Here is a 15571-nt window from a genome sequence, read left to right as displayed (position 1 = left end):
CCGCGGGTTACGCCCACAGGGCGACGTAGATGGCCGTGCCCACCAGGTTCAGGGCCGCCACCGGGAGCAGCACCTTCCAGCCGAAGACCATCAGCCGGTCGTACCGGAAGCGCGGGAAGGTGCACTTGATCCAGTAGAGGACGAAGACCATCAGGATGACCTTCAGCAGGAACCAGACGAAGCCGGGGATCATCGTGAGCCCGAACCACGGGTTGTAGCCGCCGAGGAAGAACGTGGTGCTCAGCACGGCGGAGTTGACCGCATGGGTGAGCTCGGTCAGGAAGAAGAGGCCGAACCGCATGCCGCCGTAGTCGGTGTGATAGCCGGCCACCAGCTCGGTCTCGCTCTCCGGCAGGTCGAACGGCGTCCAGCCCGCCTCGGCCAGGCTCGCGATGTAGAACACCAGGAAGCCGAGGAACTGCGGGAAGAGGTTGATCATGTTCCGCTGGGCGTCGACGATGTCGTACATGCTCACCGAGCCGGTCATCAGGATCACGCCCAGGAGCGACATCGCCATCGCCAGCTCGTAGGAGATCATCTGCGCGGTGGCGCGCATGGAGCCCAGCAGGCCGTACTTGTTCTGGGAGGCCCAGCCGCCCAGGGCGGTGCCGTAGACGCCCATCGCCGCGATGGCCAGGATGACCAGCACGCCGGCGTTGGGATCGGCCATGGACGACCACCACGAGCCCCGGGGCGCCCACGGGATCACTACCCAGACGCCCAGCGCGCAGAAGAAGGCGATGACCGGGGCCAGCCGGTAGATGAGCGGGTCCGCCTGCTCGGGCATGATGTCTTCCTTGAAGAGCATCTTGATCACGTCGGCGATGGGCTGCAGCACGCCCCAGGGGCCGACCTTGACCGGACCCACCCGGTAGGCGAAGTAGGCCAGGAACTTCCGCATGAAGAGCAGGAAGACGGCGACGGCCAGGGTGACGCAGAGGGCGAGCACCACCGCCTTGACGACCAGGACCAGCACAGTCATCCAGATGTTCATGTCAGTCCGCCACCTCCACGGCCAGCTTCGCCACGGTCACGGCCACCGGGGCGGCGCCCGCGGTGAGCAGGTTCACCGGTGCGGCGGTGAGGCCCCGGATCGCCTGAACGGTGCCGGCGACCACCCGCTTGCTGATCTCCACCGGCAGAGCCAGCTTCGCCTCGCCGGCGGCCAGCTCCACCATGTCGCCCCGGGAGAGCCCCAGGCGGGCGGCGTCGGCGGGGTTCAGCAAGGCGACGGGCCGGGGCTGCACGTGGTTGAACTCGCTGTCGAACCGGGCCGTGGAGCCGCCGGCGTACAGCCGGTCCACCGGCACCAGCCACAGGGCGTTCTGCCCCGCGGCCGCGGGCGCCGGCTCGGGCTCCTGCGCGCCCTGGATCAGCGACACCGGGGCGCCCTTCAGCACGGTCCCATCCTCCAGCTTCGCCACCAGCCGGGCAATCTCCGCCGCCGTCTGAGCCGGCGAGGCGGAGAGCTTCACGCCCATGGCCGCGGCGAGGCCGACCAGGATGTCGCCGTCGGGCTGCGCCTGGCCCTCGGGCCGCTTGGAGACCCGGAAGGTCTGCACCGTGCCGTCCAGCGCGGTGAAGGACCCGCTCTTCTCGCCCAGGGCCGCCGCGGGCAGCACCACGTCGGCCAGCAGCACCGTCTCGTTCATGAACAGGTCGGTGGCGACCACGAACGCCTTCTCCAGGGCCGCCTGCACCAGCCTGCGGTCGGGGTAGGTGTTCATCAGGTTGGCGCCGGCGATCAGCAGCGCCTCGATCCGGCCCTCGGCGGCCGCCTGGAGGATGCCACGGGTGTCCAGACCGGTCTCGGCGGGCAGCTGCTTGGCCGCCCAGACCTGGGCAACTGCCTCCCGGCCCCGCTTCTCGGCCACGCCCGCGAAGCCGGGCAGGTAGCCGGGCAGGAGGCCCATGGCCTCAGCGCCGCGGCTGTTGTGCTGCGCGCCGGAAACGAGCACGGACACCAGGCGGCCGGCGGCCTTCAGCGCCCCGGCCAGCTCCAGCAGCGCCTGGCCGGCTGCGGCGCCCTCGCCGCCCCAGACTACGGCGACCCGCTTGCCGCCGGTGAGCAGTGCCGCCATCTGCTGCACGGCCTCGGGATCCGCGGCCGAAGCGCCGGGCTTCCCGCCGCCCACCGCGGCGGCCAGGGCCCGTAGCACGCCCGCGGTCTCGCCGGGCTTCAGCTGGATCCGGGCGTGGCGGCCCCGGTAGTGGGGCATGACCGAGCCGATCAGCGCGATCCGGGCCTCCTTGCGGTCGGCCTTCCGGCGGATGCGCAGGTCCATCACCGGGGCCGTCTCCGCAGGATCGGCGTCGACGATCAGGATGACGTCCGCCGCGGAGAGGTCGGTCTGCCGCCCCGCATAGGCGCCGACCGAGGCGGCGATGCGGCCGTCCGCCCGGTGGTCGACGTTGTTGGTCTTCAGCACCAGGCGGGCGAACTTGGAGAGCAGGTACGCCTCCTCGTTGGCCAGCTTGCCGCCGCCGATGACGCCGAAGCCCTCACCGCCCTTCGCGGCGGCCACCGCCTGGAACCGTTCGGCGATGACCCGGAAGGCCTCGGTCCAGGTGACGGGCACGAAGGCCCCGTCCCGCTTCACCAGCGGACGGGTGATCCGCTCCCGGTTCTGGAGATACTTGTAGTTGAAGCGGCCCCGGTCGCAGAGCCAGCCGTTGTCGATCGCGTCGTTCTCACGGGAGGTGACCCGCAGCAGCTCGCCGTGCCGGTACTCCAGGCGCACGTTGCAGCCCACCGGGCAGTGGGTGCAGATCGCATCGGCCTTGGAAAGGTCCCACGGACGCGCCCGGAACCGGTACAGCTCCGAGGTCAGCGCGCCCACCGGGCACAGCTCGATGGTGTTGCCGCTGAAGTACGAGTTGTACTCCTGGCCGTCCATCGTCGTGATGGTGTTCAGGTGGCCGCGCTCCTCGATGATCAGGGTGCCCTCCGCCGCGATCTCGTCGTCGAAGCGCACGCAGCGGCGGCAGAGGATGCACCGCTCGTTGTCCAGGATGATGAAGTTGCCCAGCTCCACCGCCTTGTCCTTGCGGACCTTGGGATCCAGCAGGCGGCTGGTGGTCTGCCCGTAGGCGAAGGTCAGGTCCTGCAGGTCGCACTCGCCGCCCTTGTCGCAGACCGGGCAGTCCAGCGGGTGGTTCAGCAGCAGGAACTCCAGCACGCCCCGGCGCAGGTCGCTCACCCGCTGGGTCTGGGTGTGCACCACCATGCCGTCGCTGACGCGGGTGGTGCAGGCCGGCTGCGGCTTGGGGATCTTCTCGATTTCGACCAGGCACATGCGGCAGACGCCCACCGGGTCGAGCTTGGGGTGGTAGCAGAAGACCGGGATGTCGATCCCGACCTGCTTGGCCGCCTCCACCACCAGCGTGCCCTTGGGAACCCGCGCGGTGCGACCATCGATGGTTACGGTGACCAGCTCCTGCTCGCTCACGCCGGCCGCACCTCCTTCACGCGGTTGATGTAGCGGTCGAGCTCCTCGGGGAACAGCTTCAGCAGCGAGGCCGGGAAGGCGACCGCGGCGTCGGACAGGACGCAGATGGTGGTCCCCGCCATCTGGGTCTGCATGTCGGCGATCATCTTCAGGTCGCCCTCCGTGCCGCCGCCTTCCTTGATCCGGGTGAAGACCCGCTCCAGCCAGTGGGTGCCCTCTCGGCAAGGCGTGCACTGGCCGCAGGACTCGTGGGAGTAGAACCGGGCCCAGTACAGCGCCACGTCCACCAGGTCGACGGTGTCGTCGTAGACGATCACCGCCGCGGTGCCCAGCAGCGAGCCCGCCGCCGCCACCGACTCAAAGTCCATGGGCACGTCCAGGTGGTCAGGCGTGAGCATCGGGGTCGACGAGCCGCCGGGCTGCACCGCCTTCAGCTTGCGACCGGGCCGGAGGCCGCCGGCGATCTCGATCACGTCCCGCAGCTTCACGCCCATCGGCAACTCGTAGTTGCCGGGGCGCTGCACGCAGCCCGACACCGTGAAGATCTTCGGGCCGCAGGACTTGGGGTTGTCGGGATTGGCGGTGATCTTCGTGTACCACTCCCAGCCGTTCTTGATGATGTGCGGCACGTTGGAGATGGTCTCCACGTTGTTGATGATGGTCGGGCAGCCGTACAGGCCCACCACCGCCGGGAACGGCGGCTTCACCCGCGGCTCGCCGCGCCGGCCCTCCAGCGAGTTGAGCAGCGCGGACTCCTCGCCGCAGATGTAGGCGCTGGCGCCCCGGTGCACGGTGATCTCCTGGCTGAAGCCGGTACCCAGGATGTTCTGGCCGACATAGCCCTTCCGCCGGGCGTCCTCGATGGCCTTCATCAGGATCTCGGCGCCCCGCTTGAACTCGCCGCGGATGTAGATGAACGACTGCGTGATCCGGTTGGCATACGCGGTGATGAGGATCCCCTCGATGAGCTGGTGGGGATTGGCGTAGATCAGGGTGCGGTTATTGCAGGTGCCGGGCTCGGACTCGTCCGCGTTCACCGTGAGGTAGCGGGGCCGGCCGTCGTTGGGCAGGAAGCTCCACTTGACCCCGGCCGGGAAGCCGGCGCCGCCGCGGCCGCGGAGGTTCGCCTTCTTGACCTCCTCCACGATCGCCTGGGGCTCCATGGCGAGGGCCTTGCGGAGAGCCTGATACCCGCCCTGCGCTTCGTACACATCGATGTTGGTCAGGTCGACCTTCCCGATGCCTTTCGTCAGCACAGGTTCAAACTGGATCATGTCTCTGCCTCCTCTTCACTCGCCCTCTGCCGGCCCGGACCCCGCGTCGGCGGCCTGCGGCGCGCCCCCGTCAGCCGGCGCGTCCGGGGCGGACCCGTCCGCGGACGGCCGGGCGGCGCCGTCCACCACCTGATAAGGGGGAGCCGTTCCGCCGGACTCGGCCGGAGGAGCCTGCGCAGCGGCACCGGGGGCAGACGGGTCGGGGGACCCTTCCGCAGCCGGACCGGCCGCGGCGGGGGCAGGCGTACCGGCGTCAACGAACCCCGGCCACTCGTCCTGGCTCTCGCCGTTCATCAGCGGCAGCTTCTCCAGGAACCGGTCCGGCCCCTCGCCGGCGCGCAGGGCGGCGACCAGGGCGTCGAACTTCTCCCGCGTCACCTTCACCACGTACTCGGTGTCCACGTGGATCACCGGCGCCAGGTCGCAGGCCGCCAGGCACTCGCCGGTGACCTCCAGGGTGATCAGGCCGTCCGGCGTCGTCTCGCCCACCTTGATGCCCAGGGTCTTCTCCATGTGCTCCACCAGCTGGCTGCCGCCGGCCAGCAGGTGGCAGGCCATGTTGCCGCACACCGTGATCAGGTACTTGCCGACGGGCTGCCGCCGGAACATGGTGTAGAACGAGCAGACCGACTGGACGTAGGAGGGGGCAACGCCGCAGATCTCGGCCACCGCCTCGATGTCCGACTGGGCGATGTACCGTCCTTCCCGCTCGCGCATGGCCAGGTGGAGCAGCGGCAGGATGGCCGACCGCTCGCGGCCCTCGGGGTAGCGGCGGAGGATCGCCTCCACCTCGTCCTTGCAGGTCTCCGGCCAGCGGGGCGGGTGGACCTCCTCGATCATCGCCTTCTTTGCGTGCTCAGCCATTTAGCGGTCCACCTCCCCAAACACGGGATCGATGGTGGCGATGGCGCCGACCATGTCGGAGAGCAGGTGGCCCTCCAGGAGCACGGGCAGGGAGTAGACGGCGTAGAACGAGGGGGGACGCACCCGGACCCGCATCGGCTTGTTCCCGCCGTCGGACACCACGTAGAAACCGATCTCGCCGCGCGGCGACTCGATGGACACGTAGACCTCGCCCGCAGGGACGTCAAAGCCGTGGTGCACCAGCTTGAAGTGGTGGATGAGGGCTTCCATGGAATGCTTCACTTCCTGCTTGGGCGGCAGGACCAGCTTCCGGTCGTCGATGATGTACCGGTCGTCCCAGGGGAGGTTGTCCAGGGCCTGGCGGATGATCTTCAGCGACTCGAACATCTCGTCGAAGGTGATCGCCACCCGGGACCAGGAGTCGCCGTCGGTATACACGGGGACCTTGAAGTCGTAGTTTTCGTAACCCAGGTACGGGTAGTACTTGCGCACGTCGTAGTCCGAGCCGGTCACCCGCAGGTTGCGGCCGGTGAGGCCGTAGCGCAGCGCCTGCTCGTAGGTGATCACGCTCACGCCCTTGGCCCGGTCCACGAAGATCGGGTTGTGGAGCATGACGTCCTTCAGCTCCTGGATGCGCCCCGGAGCCACCTTCAGGAAGTCCTCGACCATCTCCTTGAAGTTGTGGGGCAGGTCGTAGGCCAGGCCGCCCACCCGCATGTAGCTGGGGTTCATCCGCTGGCCGGTGGTGTGCTCGAAGATGTCGAGGATGCGGTCGCGCAGCTCAAACGCCCAGAAGATGGGCGTGCCGATGTTGCCGTAGTCAAGGCCGCCGGTGCCGAGGCCCACCAGGTGGGAGGCAACCCGGTTCAGCTCCAGCAGGATGACCCGCGTCACCCGGGCCTTCTCCGGGATGCGGTCCTCGATGCCCAGCAGCTTCTCCACGGCCATCACGTAGCCGGTGTTGTTGGAGATGGGCGACAGGTAGTCCATCCGGTCCATGACGGTGGTGGCCTGGTTCCAGGTGAGGTGCTCGGCCGTCTTCTCGATGCCCGTGTGCAGGAAGCCGGTCTCGGGCTCGGCCTTGACCACCGTCTCGCCCTCGAGCTCCAGCTTGACCCGCAGGACCCCGTGCGTCGCAGGGTGATGCGGGCCGATGGAGAGCGTCATGCGCTCGGGGCGCTGCTCCTCCAGGTGCAGGTCTTCTGCCATGCTCACCCTACTCTCCTTCCTTGGCGGGCTCCGTCTCGACGAAGGGGTGGTACCGGTTCTCGTCGGCGGGCAGCTCGAGGTTGATGAGGGCGCGCGGGCCCCGCAGCGGGTAGTCGCGGCGCAGCGGGTGCCCCTCCCAGTCGTCGGGGTTCAGGATGCGGGTCAGGTTGGGGTGGCCCACGATGTTCAGACCGAACTGGTCCCAGATCTCCCGCTCCGCCGGGTTGGCCATCTCCCAGATGTGGCTCAGGCTCTGGACGGGTTCCTTTTCCGTCAGCTTCACCCGCACCCGGATCATCCCGAGCCCCTTGTCGCCCTTGGGGTCCTTCTCGGGCATCTCCCGCAGGTGGTAGACCAGCTCGAAGCGCGGCTCCCGCTTGGGCCAGTAGTCCGCCGCGGTGATGTCCACCAGCATGTGGAATCCCCGCTCTTTCAGCCAGCGGGCCACCGGCTCGTGCACGTCGCTGGCCACGTAGACCTGGGGGATCAGGTCGTTGGTCGGGGGAATCTGCTCCACCTTGCCGGGGAACGCCTCGATCAGGGCGGGGATGACCTCGTGATTGACACGCTCGCGGGCGGCGGCCACCCGCTCATGCATCGCACTAGCCACGGACGATGATGCCTCCCCTCGGGTCCTCCTTGCGGATGCGGTCGCGCAGCTTCTGCACCGCGTAGATCACGGCTTCAGGGGTCGGCGGGCACCCCGGGACGTAAATGTCCACCGGGAGCAGGTTGTCGACGCCCTGCATGATGGCGTAGTTGTCGAAGATGCCGCCGGAGGAGGCGCACGCGCCGAACGCGACGACCCACTTGGGCTCCAGCATCTGGCTGTAGACCCGCTTGATCACCGGGGCCATCTTGTTGGAGACGCGGCCCGAGATGAAGATCAGGTCCGCCTGCCGCGGCGACGCCCGGAACGCCTCGGAGCCGAACCGGGCGATGTCATACCGGGGGCCCGAGGCCAGGTTCATCATCTCGATCGCGCAGCAGGCGAGACCGAAGGTGAGCGGCCAGATGGAGTTGGACTGCGCCCAGCGCAGGAACGAATCGACCGTGGTGGTCACGAACCCCCCCTGGTCCCTGAACACGCCGTCCGCGCTCATCGCCAGTCGAAGCCTCCCTTCTTCCACACGTAGGCGTACCCGATGGCCAGAACGGCCATGAAGGTGATCATCTCCACCAGGCCGAAGGCGCCCAACTCGCGCAGGTTGACGGCCCAGGGATAGAACGACGCCGCCTCGACGTCGAAGATGACGAAGAGCATGGCCACGAGGTAGAACTTCACCGGGAAGCGGCCGAGGAACGGAGCCGTGGGATAACCGGATTCATAAGGCTGCAGCTTGTAGGGTTCCGGCTTCTTGCGCCCGAAACTGGTGCCCAGGACGCTCATGGCCGCCGCAAACAGCAGCGCGACCAGCAGGTAGATGAGCACGGGCAGGTAGGAAGATTGCATGCGCCAGCCTCCTTTTGGTCACAATAAGCAAAGAAGAAAACCAACCGCAGGAGATTGTGAAGCCCGGCACGTAGGTCGGTCCAGGTACACCGCAACGGATCCTACGGGTGCAAAAGTAGGACCGACCCTCCTAGACAGTATACCAAGGTGCCATGTCAAATGTCATCCTTTATGTGAATGGGCTCCCAAGCAAAAGACGGGCGGGCCACCCGCCGCCATCGCACCGGATGGCCTTCCGGCCAGGATCCGCCTGATTCTAGAACAAGAATGCACAAGATAAATGTTACCGTTAACGGGTGATAAGATTCAAGTTCAACTGTCCTTCCAGGTCCACCAGAGCGACCAGCCCCTGGTACACCCGGTCCACCCACGTGGCCGCAGGCAGCGGCTCCGCCGCGATCAGGTCCACCCGGCGCCTCCCGTCCCCGGGCAGCGGGACCCACGCCCGGCCAACGACCTCTCCCGCCCGCAGCGGCGCCCGCAGCGGGCGCTTCAGGTCCACCTGCACCTCCGGCACCGCGCCGGTCTTCCGGGGCACCACCACCGCCAGCTCCTCCCGGAGGGCGACCGGCACCGCGCGCCGCTTGCCGCCCCGCACCGGCAGGTGCACCAGCACCTCGCCGGCCCTTCCCAGCCGCGCCAGCGCGAAGTTCCGAAAACCCCACTCCAGCAGGGCCGCCGACTCCCGCCAGCGGTTGGAGGCGTTCAGCACCACCGCGATCAGCTTCTGGTCGTCCCGTGTCGCGCTGGCGATCAGGCAGGGCCCTGCTGCGCCGGTGGTGCCCGTCTTCACCCCGTCGGCGCCCGGCAGTCCTCCCCGCAGCAGCCGGTTGGTGTTGTACAGGACCACCTTCCGGCCCAGCTCCTCGTACGTCAGCTCCTTCTGCGGGGCGGCGACGATCTCGGCGAAAAGCGGGTTCTGCAGCGCGGCCCGGGTGATGACCGCCAGGTCGTAAGCGGTGCTGAGGTGCTCCGGATGGGTGAGCCCGTGAGGGTTCACGAAGTGGGAGTTGCGCGCGCCCAGCCGCTCCGCCCGCTCGTTCATCAGGTCGGCGAAGGCCTCCACCGAGCCGGCGATATGCTCGGCGATGGCCACGGCCGCGTCGTTCCCGGAGAGCATGAGGAGCCCGTGCACCAGGTCGTGAAGGGTGTGGACCTCCCCTTCCCGCAGGTACATGGAGCTTCCGGGGGTCTGGGCCGCCCGCTTCGAGACCGTCACCCGGGCGTCCAGGTCGCCCCGCTCCAGGGCGATGAGCGCCGTCAGTACCTTGGTGGTGCTGGCCGGATGGAGCCGCACGTGCGCATTCCGCTCCCAGAGAACGTCGCCGGTCGCGGCGTCCATGAGGATGGCGCCGTGGGCCCACAGGCTGGGAGGCGACTCCACCACGTCCCGGTAGTGGTCCACCAGCGGCCTGGGAGCGGCTGCCGCCTCCGCGCCGGAGATCAGCAGCAGTGCGGCGATCATCCCGGCGATGGCCCGGCGGACGCAGTTCACGAAACACCACCTCCAGGGGCTATTATGCGGCGGGGCGCGGCGCAGTTAACCGCGCCATTTCACGGTTGCGTCCCCTGAAGATGGAGCGTCCGGCCCCGAAAGGCCGGACGCCGTTCTCTGCGTTCTTGCCGTCCGATGGGTCATCATTGGGTCTTGATGTTGATCCAGTACGGGCCGCCCTCCAGCTTGTGGTCCACTGGTTCGCCGTTGAGCGCAAGCTGAAACCCGGCCACGAAGCCGATGCGAATCCGGAAATCCTTGCCGGTGAACGACAGCGGACCGCTGGCCTTGCTCCAGTAGAGGGTCTCGCCGCCACTGTACACCTCGAGCCACGGGAAGCCCTGGGTGAAGTCCATCTCCAGCTGGACCTCCGAGGCGGTGATGGTGATGTCCACCTCGTCTCCCTGGGGGGCGCCGACCGTGATCACGGGCTTCGCCGGCACCGGCTGCCCGGACGCGGGCGGCTGCTCGGGCTCCGGTTCGGGCTCCGGCTCGGGTTCTGGCTCGGGTTCGGGCTGCTGCGCCGTCGTCCCCGGCTCTTGCGCCACCTGGCCGGGCTCCTGCGGCGGGGGCGCCGCCGCCTGGCGGCCCCAGAACCACCAGCCGGCCGCCGCCAGCGGCAGGATCAGGATCAGCGCGACCATCAGCCGGCGGAGGAAGTACACGCCCGGCCCCGGTCCGTTGCGGCGGCGCTTGGGACGGCTCCGGCTGGATCGGCGGGGAGGCGTGGCGAACGCCGGCTGCCGGGGCTCCGCGGACGCACGGGGGGCGCTGGCTGCGATCGCCGCTTCCGGCTCGCGGGCGGGAGCTTCGGCCGGGCCGCCGTTCCCGGCGCCATCCTCGGCCGCCGGGCGGGCTTTGAGCGCCTTGTACTCCTCCACCAGGCCCTCGCCGTCCAGGCCGAGGAAGTTGCCGTAGCTCCGCAGGAAGCCCTTGACGTAGACCTCGCCGGGGATGAGCACCGTCCGGCCCGATTCCAGCGCATCCAGGTACTTCTTGCGGATGCGGGTCTCTTCCTCCACTTGCTCCAGCGTGAGCCCTTTGGCCAACCGCGCCGCCTTCAGGCGCCGGCCGATCTCCTCCATATCATCAACCTCCCGTAGCGGAGACAACCCCGGGTGGTAGTCGCGGACTCCAACTGCACCCAACTTCTCCGGGAACGGGCGAAATCCCTCCCGGCCTGTCGCAGCTTTGTGAAAAGGGGCGCCAGGCGGGAGGCACCCCGCTGCGCGCCCCTACATCCCGTCTGCGGCCGGCACCACGATGCCGCCCGCCCCGGCGATCCGCTCCAGGCCCTGGCGATGGCTGTCCTCGTCGTAGGAGTCCACCAGCCGCTCGTCCACCGTCACGCGGAATCCCGCGCCCACCGCCGATTCCACAGCCGCCAGGACGCACACGGGCGTGATCAGCCCGGTGACGATGACCTCCTCCACCCCCTGGCCTTTGAGGAACTCCAGCACCTGGACCCCCGTGCGGCCCACCAGGGCGGCGGGTCCCTTCATGACGCAGCCGTCCACCAAGCGGTAGGTGGGCTTTTGGATGAGGATCAGGTCGTCGCCCAGCCGCTCGAAGGCGGCCGCGATCACGGCCGTCGGCTGCCAGCCGGGCGTGCCGTACTCGCAGTGGGGCGGGTACAGTTTCAGCTCTTCACGGTAGGCCTCGTAGGCCTTGTCCATGTAGGCCTCGAAGCGGTCCGGCCCCATGGTCTCCTGCAGCATGCGCCGATAGGTCACCAGGTGCTCCGGGTGATGGAGCGGCGGGTGGGTGTCCGCGGTGGCCACGACAAACCCGCCCTCGCGGTGCACCTCATCCATCAGGTCGGCGATGCGCTGCATCTTGGGGTCTGACCGCCGGAAGCTGGTCAGGCTGCCCTGCTCATCGTTGAAATCGACCTGGGTGTCGATCACGAAAAGCGCTCGCTTGGCCATCGAGGCCCTCCTTTCTCCCTCTAGGGATGCAGCCGGTTCAGGAGGCGCGGGAAGGGAATGGTCTCGCGCACGTGCTCCAGGCCGCAGATCCACGCGACGGTCCGCTCGATGCCCAGGCCGAACCCGGAGTGGGGGACCGAGCCGAACCGGCGCAGGTCATAGTACCAGCCGTAGGTGTTCATGTCCAGACCGTGCTCCTCGAACCGGCGCTTCAGGAGCTCAGGGTCGTGGATGCGCTGGGAGCCGCCGATGATCTCGCCGTACCCCTCGGGGGCCAGCAGGTCCGCGCCGAGCACCACGTCGGGGTTCTCGGGGTCGGGCTGCATGTAGAACGCCTTGACCTTGACCGGGAACTTCTCGACGAAAACCGGCTTCTCGAACTGCTGCGTCAGCACCGTCTCGTGCGGCGCGCCGAAGTCCTCGCCCCACTCGATCGGCTCCCACTCGTCGCCGGGTTTGTGCAGCTTCTTCAGCATCTCCACGGCCTCGGTGTAGGTAATGCGGGGGAAGGGCGGCTCCACCTTCTCCAGCAGGGTCGTGTCGCGGCCGATGAGCTGCAGCTCCTTCGACCGGCGCTCCAGCACCCGGCGGACGACGTAGGTGACCATCTCCTCCTGAAGCCGCATGTTGTCCTCGTGGGTGAAGTAGGCGGCCTCAGGCTCCACCATCCAGAACTCGATCAGGTGCCGCCGGGTCTTCGACTTCTCCGCCCGGAAGGTCGGGCCGAAGGTGTAGACCCGGCCCAGGGCCATTGCCGTCGCCTCGACGTGCAGCTGGCCCGACTGGCTCAGGTAGGCCGGCTCATCGTTGACGTACGTGGTCTCGAACAGGGTGGCTCCCCCTTCGGCCGCCGTTCCCATCAGGATGGGTGATTCGGTCAGGACGAAGCCGTTCTCCTGCAGGAACTGGTGGATCGCCATGGTGATCTCGTTGCGGATCCGCAGGATCGCCACCTGGCGGTTGGACCGGATCCAGAGGTGCCGGTGGTCCATCAGGAACTCCGTGCCGTGCTCCTTCTTCGTAATGGGGTACTCCTCGGCGATCTGCACGATCTCCAGGTCCTGCACGCCGATCTCGTACCCGCCGGGGGCCCGGTCGTCCTTGCGGACGCTCCCGCGGATGATGATCGACGACTCCTGCGTCAGCCGCTTGCCGGCCTCGAAGACCTCCGGCGGCACGTCCTTGATGAAAAGCACGGCCTGGCAGACGCCCGTTCCGTCGCGGAAGATGATGAACTGGATCTTGCCCGAGCTCCGGTAGTTCTGCACCCAGCCGCGCAGCTCCACCGTCTGGCCCTCGTACTGCGGCAAGCGATCAACGGTAACCCATTTCATGACCGATGTTCCTCCTGCATGGGATCAACGTCTCCCCTGAATGATACCACGCGAACCGCCCTATGGAAAATGAATTGGCCGCGGGCGGAAGACCGTGCGTGCTATAAATCATTGGAGTCGAAACTAGAAGATAGGTTATAATCAAGGCAACGTACCACGGTACGCGGCCGAGGAGGGATGCCCATGTCCCACCTGCACGAACCGGACGCGCACTACTCGGCCCGGCGCGCGTGGCGCCGGCGGGAGGCCCGGCGCAGGCGTTACGCCCGCAGGCGCGCCCTGGCGCTGCTGACCCTGATTGGCGTGCTCGTGGGGCTGGGCTTCGGCGTCCGCTGGGCGGTCATGCGAATCCGGCACGCCCTGGCGCCCCCTTCCTCCCCGGACGTCACCGAACCGGTCGAACAGGCGCCCGCGGCCCTGCCCTTTGCCCCGGAACGGATCCTGGAGGCCCCCGACCTCACGGGCGACGGCGAACCCGAGCGGGTGGCGGTCTCCGCGGCCGACGACGGCCGCCTCCAGGTGGCCCTGGTGGACGGGTGGGGGCCGGATGCCGCGCTCCTGGGGCAGCCGATCAGCATGCCGGAGGGGCCGGTGGAGATCATGGACCTGCCCCGGGCACAGGGCCTGCTGGTCTGGCGCGGCGCCCTTCCCCGCCTGGGGGAGCCCGTGGAGGTCTCCGTCGGCGGCGAGCCTGCCCTGGAGGCCCGCGGTGGCGAGCCCTTCTTCCGGGCGTGGGCGCTCGACGCCGAGCACGGGTTGGTGCCGGCCGACTACTACGCGGCCCTGGCCCCCGTGGCGCCGCCTGAGCCGACTGTGATCGTGGTGGACAAGGGGCTCAACGTCCTCTGGTACTACGAGGACGGCGAACTGGTCCAGACCGCCCGGGTGTCCACCGGCCGCCACGTCGCCGGCCCCGCCCCATCACCAGACAACTGGACCGAGAACCTCCTCACCCCCACCGGCCGGTTCACGGTGACCCTCATGGTGCCGGGCATGCCGTACTATAAGGAGGGGATCGACGCCCTCGACCCCGCCAACCCGCTGGGCACCCGCTGGATCGGCTTCACCGTGTTCGAAGGCGACGGCGGATCGCTGTGGGCGATCCACGGCACCAACGCCCCCGAGGCCCTGGGCCGGTGGAACTCGGAAGGGTCGATTGTCATGAGCAACGGCGAGGTCGAGCAGCTCTACGAGCGGGTGGAGCTGGGCACGCCGGTCATCATCACGAACAGCCTGGAGGGGCCCTAGCCGTTCCCGGCGGATGAGACGGAAGGAGACACCGGCGGCCGCGGTGCGCCCGCGGCCGCCGGTTCTGATTTGCGCAAAGGCCTATCCACACCGGGGACTCGCCCGGCCCTCGGCCTGTCCGCCTGGCAGACGGCCTCCGTTCATCTCCCCGGCCGCTTACCCTTCCGCCTGGCCCGCGCCCGCTCCGCCGCCGGGTCGGTCTCCGGCGGTGTCGGCCCCCGGCGGGGAGTACAGCGGACGGGCCGCCGGCTCACCCCGGCTCCCGCCGCCCGGCGGGCCTCCCCGGCCACGCCGGACCCGCACGATCAGCCAGATCACGCCGCCGACGATGCCGACCAGGACGGCCAGGAAGAGCAGGCCGGGGATCAGGCCGACGAGGGCTACCAGGAGCCCCTCCGCGAAGTGGATGGTGGCGTTCCACGAAAACAGGAAGCTGTCCCGCATCCGCTCGCCCAGGCTCTGCGGGCTGCGGGCCGGCGCCGGCACGCCAGGCTCGTACATGAAGACGCTCACGGTGCTGAACGCCACCTGGTTCGCCAGGAAGTTGTACCGGCCCTTCAGCGACTCCAGCTCGGCGGTCACCCGGGCGATCTCCCGCTCCAGCTCGATCATCTCAGAGATCGTGCCGCTCCGTTCGTACAGCCTGTTGAGCTGCGCCAGGTGGGCCTCGCCGGTCTCGATGCGCGCCTCCAGGTCCAGGTACTCCTCGGTGACGTCGTTGGTCCACTGGCGGAGGCTCTGTACCTCGCCCAGCTCCCGGAGCAGGTCCAGCAACGGGCCGAAGTTGCCGGCCGGCACCCGCAGCGTCATCGCCACCCGGCGCCCCTGCTCGCGGGTGCCCGTCACCCGGTTTTCCTGGACGTAGCCCCCCGACCGCGTCAGGGCGTCGGTGATCGAAGTCAGGGCCTCGTCCACGTCCCGGACGCTCAGCTCGACTTCGGCATTCTGGATGATCTTCCGATCCGCTGTCGGGGCAGCGGCCTCGTCGCCGGGATTCTCCGCCGTATCCAGGAAGCTGACGCTGCCCGCCCAGGGCGTACCCGCCGGAACCTCCGCCGCCGGGGCCGGGCTGGGCGAACTGGCACTGCCGCTGCGGCCGCCCGGGCCGCCGCTGTCCCGGGCCGCACTCTGGGGAGCGCCGCCGCAGCCGCCCAGGATCAGGGACAGGACCACCAGGAGCGCGAGCCACACGGTTCTCTTTCTGTCGTTCATCCGGTGCAACCCCTCTCTGTGCGCACAGGCGTCCTGCCCGATAGACGGTCCGCGCAGGGGTCCGGTTCCACTCCCGCCCGCCGCGGCCGCTCCCGGATCCATGCG

Annotated in this window: 14 protein-coding genes; 1 reads left to right on the top strand and 13 read right to left on the bottom strand. The window is 68.7% G+C overall.

Going from position 1 to position 15571, the window contains the following annotated elements; genetic code table 11:
* Nucleotides 1–7 precede the first annotated feature (7 nt).
* From nuoH to asnS, 12 genes are all read right to left on the bottom strand, one after another.
* Complete coding sequence (gene nuoH / locus STH_RS08035) at nt 8–994, bottom strand: NADH-quinone oxidoreductase subunit NuoH (RefSeq protein WP_011195722.1); 987 nt, start codon at nt 992–994, stop codon at nt 8–10.
* 1 nt (nt 995) lies between these two features.
* Nucleotides 996–3449 (bottom strand): NADH-quinone oxidoreductase subunit NuoG, encoded by a 2454-nt coding sequence (gene nuoG, locus STH_RS08030; protein ID WP_011195721.1) that lies wholly within the window; start codon nt 3447–3449, stop codon nt 996–998.
* Nucleotides 3446–4723, bottom strand: a complete 1278-nt coding sequence (gene nuoF / locus STH_RS08025; protein WP_011195720.1) for an NADH-quinone oxidoreductase subunit NuoF — start codon at nt 4721–4723, stop codon at nt 3446–3448. Before nuoF ends, nuoG begins: the two co-directional genes overlap by 4 nt.
* Before the next feature lie 15 nt (nt 4724–4738).
* A complete protein-coding gene (gene nuoE / locus STH_RS17145; protein WP_050742176.1) occupies nt 4739–5587 on the bottom strand; it encodes a complex I 24 kDa subunit family protein in 849 nt (282 codons plus the stop codon).
* On the bottom strand, nt 5588–6796 hold the full coding sequence (gene nuoD, locus STH_RS08015; protein WP_043715307.1) for an NADH dehydrogenase (quinone) subunit D: 1209 nt from the start codon (nt 6794–6796) through the stop codon (nt 5588–5590).
* A gap of 7 nt (nt 6797–6803) precedes the next feature.
* Nucleotides 6804–7406, bottom strand: a complete 603-nt coding sequence (locus STH_RS08010) for an NADH-quinone oxidoreductase subunit C (protein ID WP_011195717.1) — start codon at nt 7404–7406, stop codon at nt 6804–6806.
* Complete coding sequence (locus tag STH_RS08005) at nt 7399–7899, bottom strand: NADH-quinone oxidoreductase subunit B (protein ID WP_043713797.1); 501 nt, start codon at nt 7897–7899, stop codon at nt 7399–7401. The genes STH_RS08010 and STH_RS08005 overlap by 8 nt, the downstream gene beginning before the upstream one ends.
* Entirely contained in the window at nt 7896–8249 is a 354-nt protein-coding gene (locus tag STH_RS08000) for an NADH-quinone oxidoreductase subunit A (protein ID WP_011195715.1), read from the bottom strand. The genes STH_RS08005 and STH_RS08000 overlap by 4 nt, the downstream gene beginning before the upstream one ends.
* A gap of 289 nt (nt 8250–8538) precedes the next feature.
* Nucleotides 8539–9744, bottom strand: coding sequence for a D-alanyl-D-alanine carboxypeptidase family protein (locus STH_RS07995; protein ID WP_011195714.1), 1206 nt, complete (start codon nt 9742–9744; stop codon nt 8539–8541).
* Between the two features lie 143 nt (nt 9745–9887).
* Nucleotides 9888–10829: a helix-turn-helix domain-containing protein gene (locus STH_RS07990; RefSeq protein WP_011195713.1), complete on the bottom strand. Its 942-nt coding sequence runs from the start codon at nt 10827–10829 to the stop codon at nt 9888–9890.
* A gap of 150 nt (nt 10830–10979) precedes the next feature.
* Nucleotides 10980–11672, bottom strand: a complete 693-nt coding sequence (locus tag STH_RS07985; protein ID WP_011195712.1) for a cysteine hydrolase family protein — start codon at nt 11670–11672, stop codon at nt 10980–10982.
* A gap of 20 nt (nt 11673–11692) precedes the next feature.
* A complete protein-coding gene (asnS, locus tag STH_RS07980; protein WP_011195711.1) occupies nt 11693–13006 on the bottom strand; it encodes an asparagine--tRNA ligase in 1314 nt (437 codons plus the stop codon).
* A gap of 183 nt (nt 13007–13189) precedes the next feature.
* Here asnS and STH_RS17140 point away from each other — a divergent pair, with 183 nt between their 5' ends.
* Nucleotides 13190–14254 (top strand): L,D-transpeptidase, encoded by a 1065-nt coding sequence (locus STH_RS17140; RefSeq protein ID WP_011195710.1) that lies wholly within the window; start codon nt 13190–13192, stop codon nt 14252–14254.
* 156 nt (nt 14255–14410) lie between these two features.
* Here STH_RS17140 and STH_RS07970 read toward each other — a convergent pair whose 3' ends face one another.
* A complete protein-coding gene (locus STH_RS07970; RefSeq protein ID WP_043713796.1) occupies nt 14411–15466 on the bottom strand; it encodes a DUF4349 domain-containing protein in 1056 nt (351 codons plus the stop codon).
* Nucleotides 15467–15571: the final 105 nt, after the last annotated feature.

Origin of the sequence: Symbiobacterium thermophilum IAM 14863, assembly GCF_000009905.1 — a bacterium.
Lineage (GTDB): Bacteria > Bacillota > Sulfobacillia > Symbiobacteriales > Symbiobacteriaceae > Symbiobacterium > Symbiobacterium thermophilum.
This window is presented reverse-complemented; position numbering and strand designations above follow the sequence as displayed.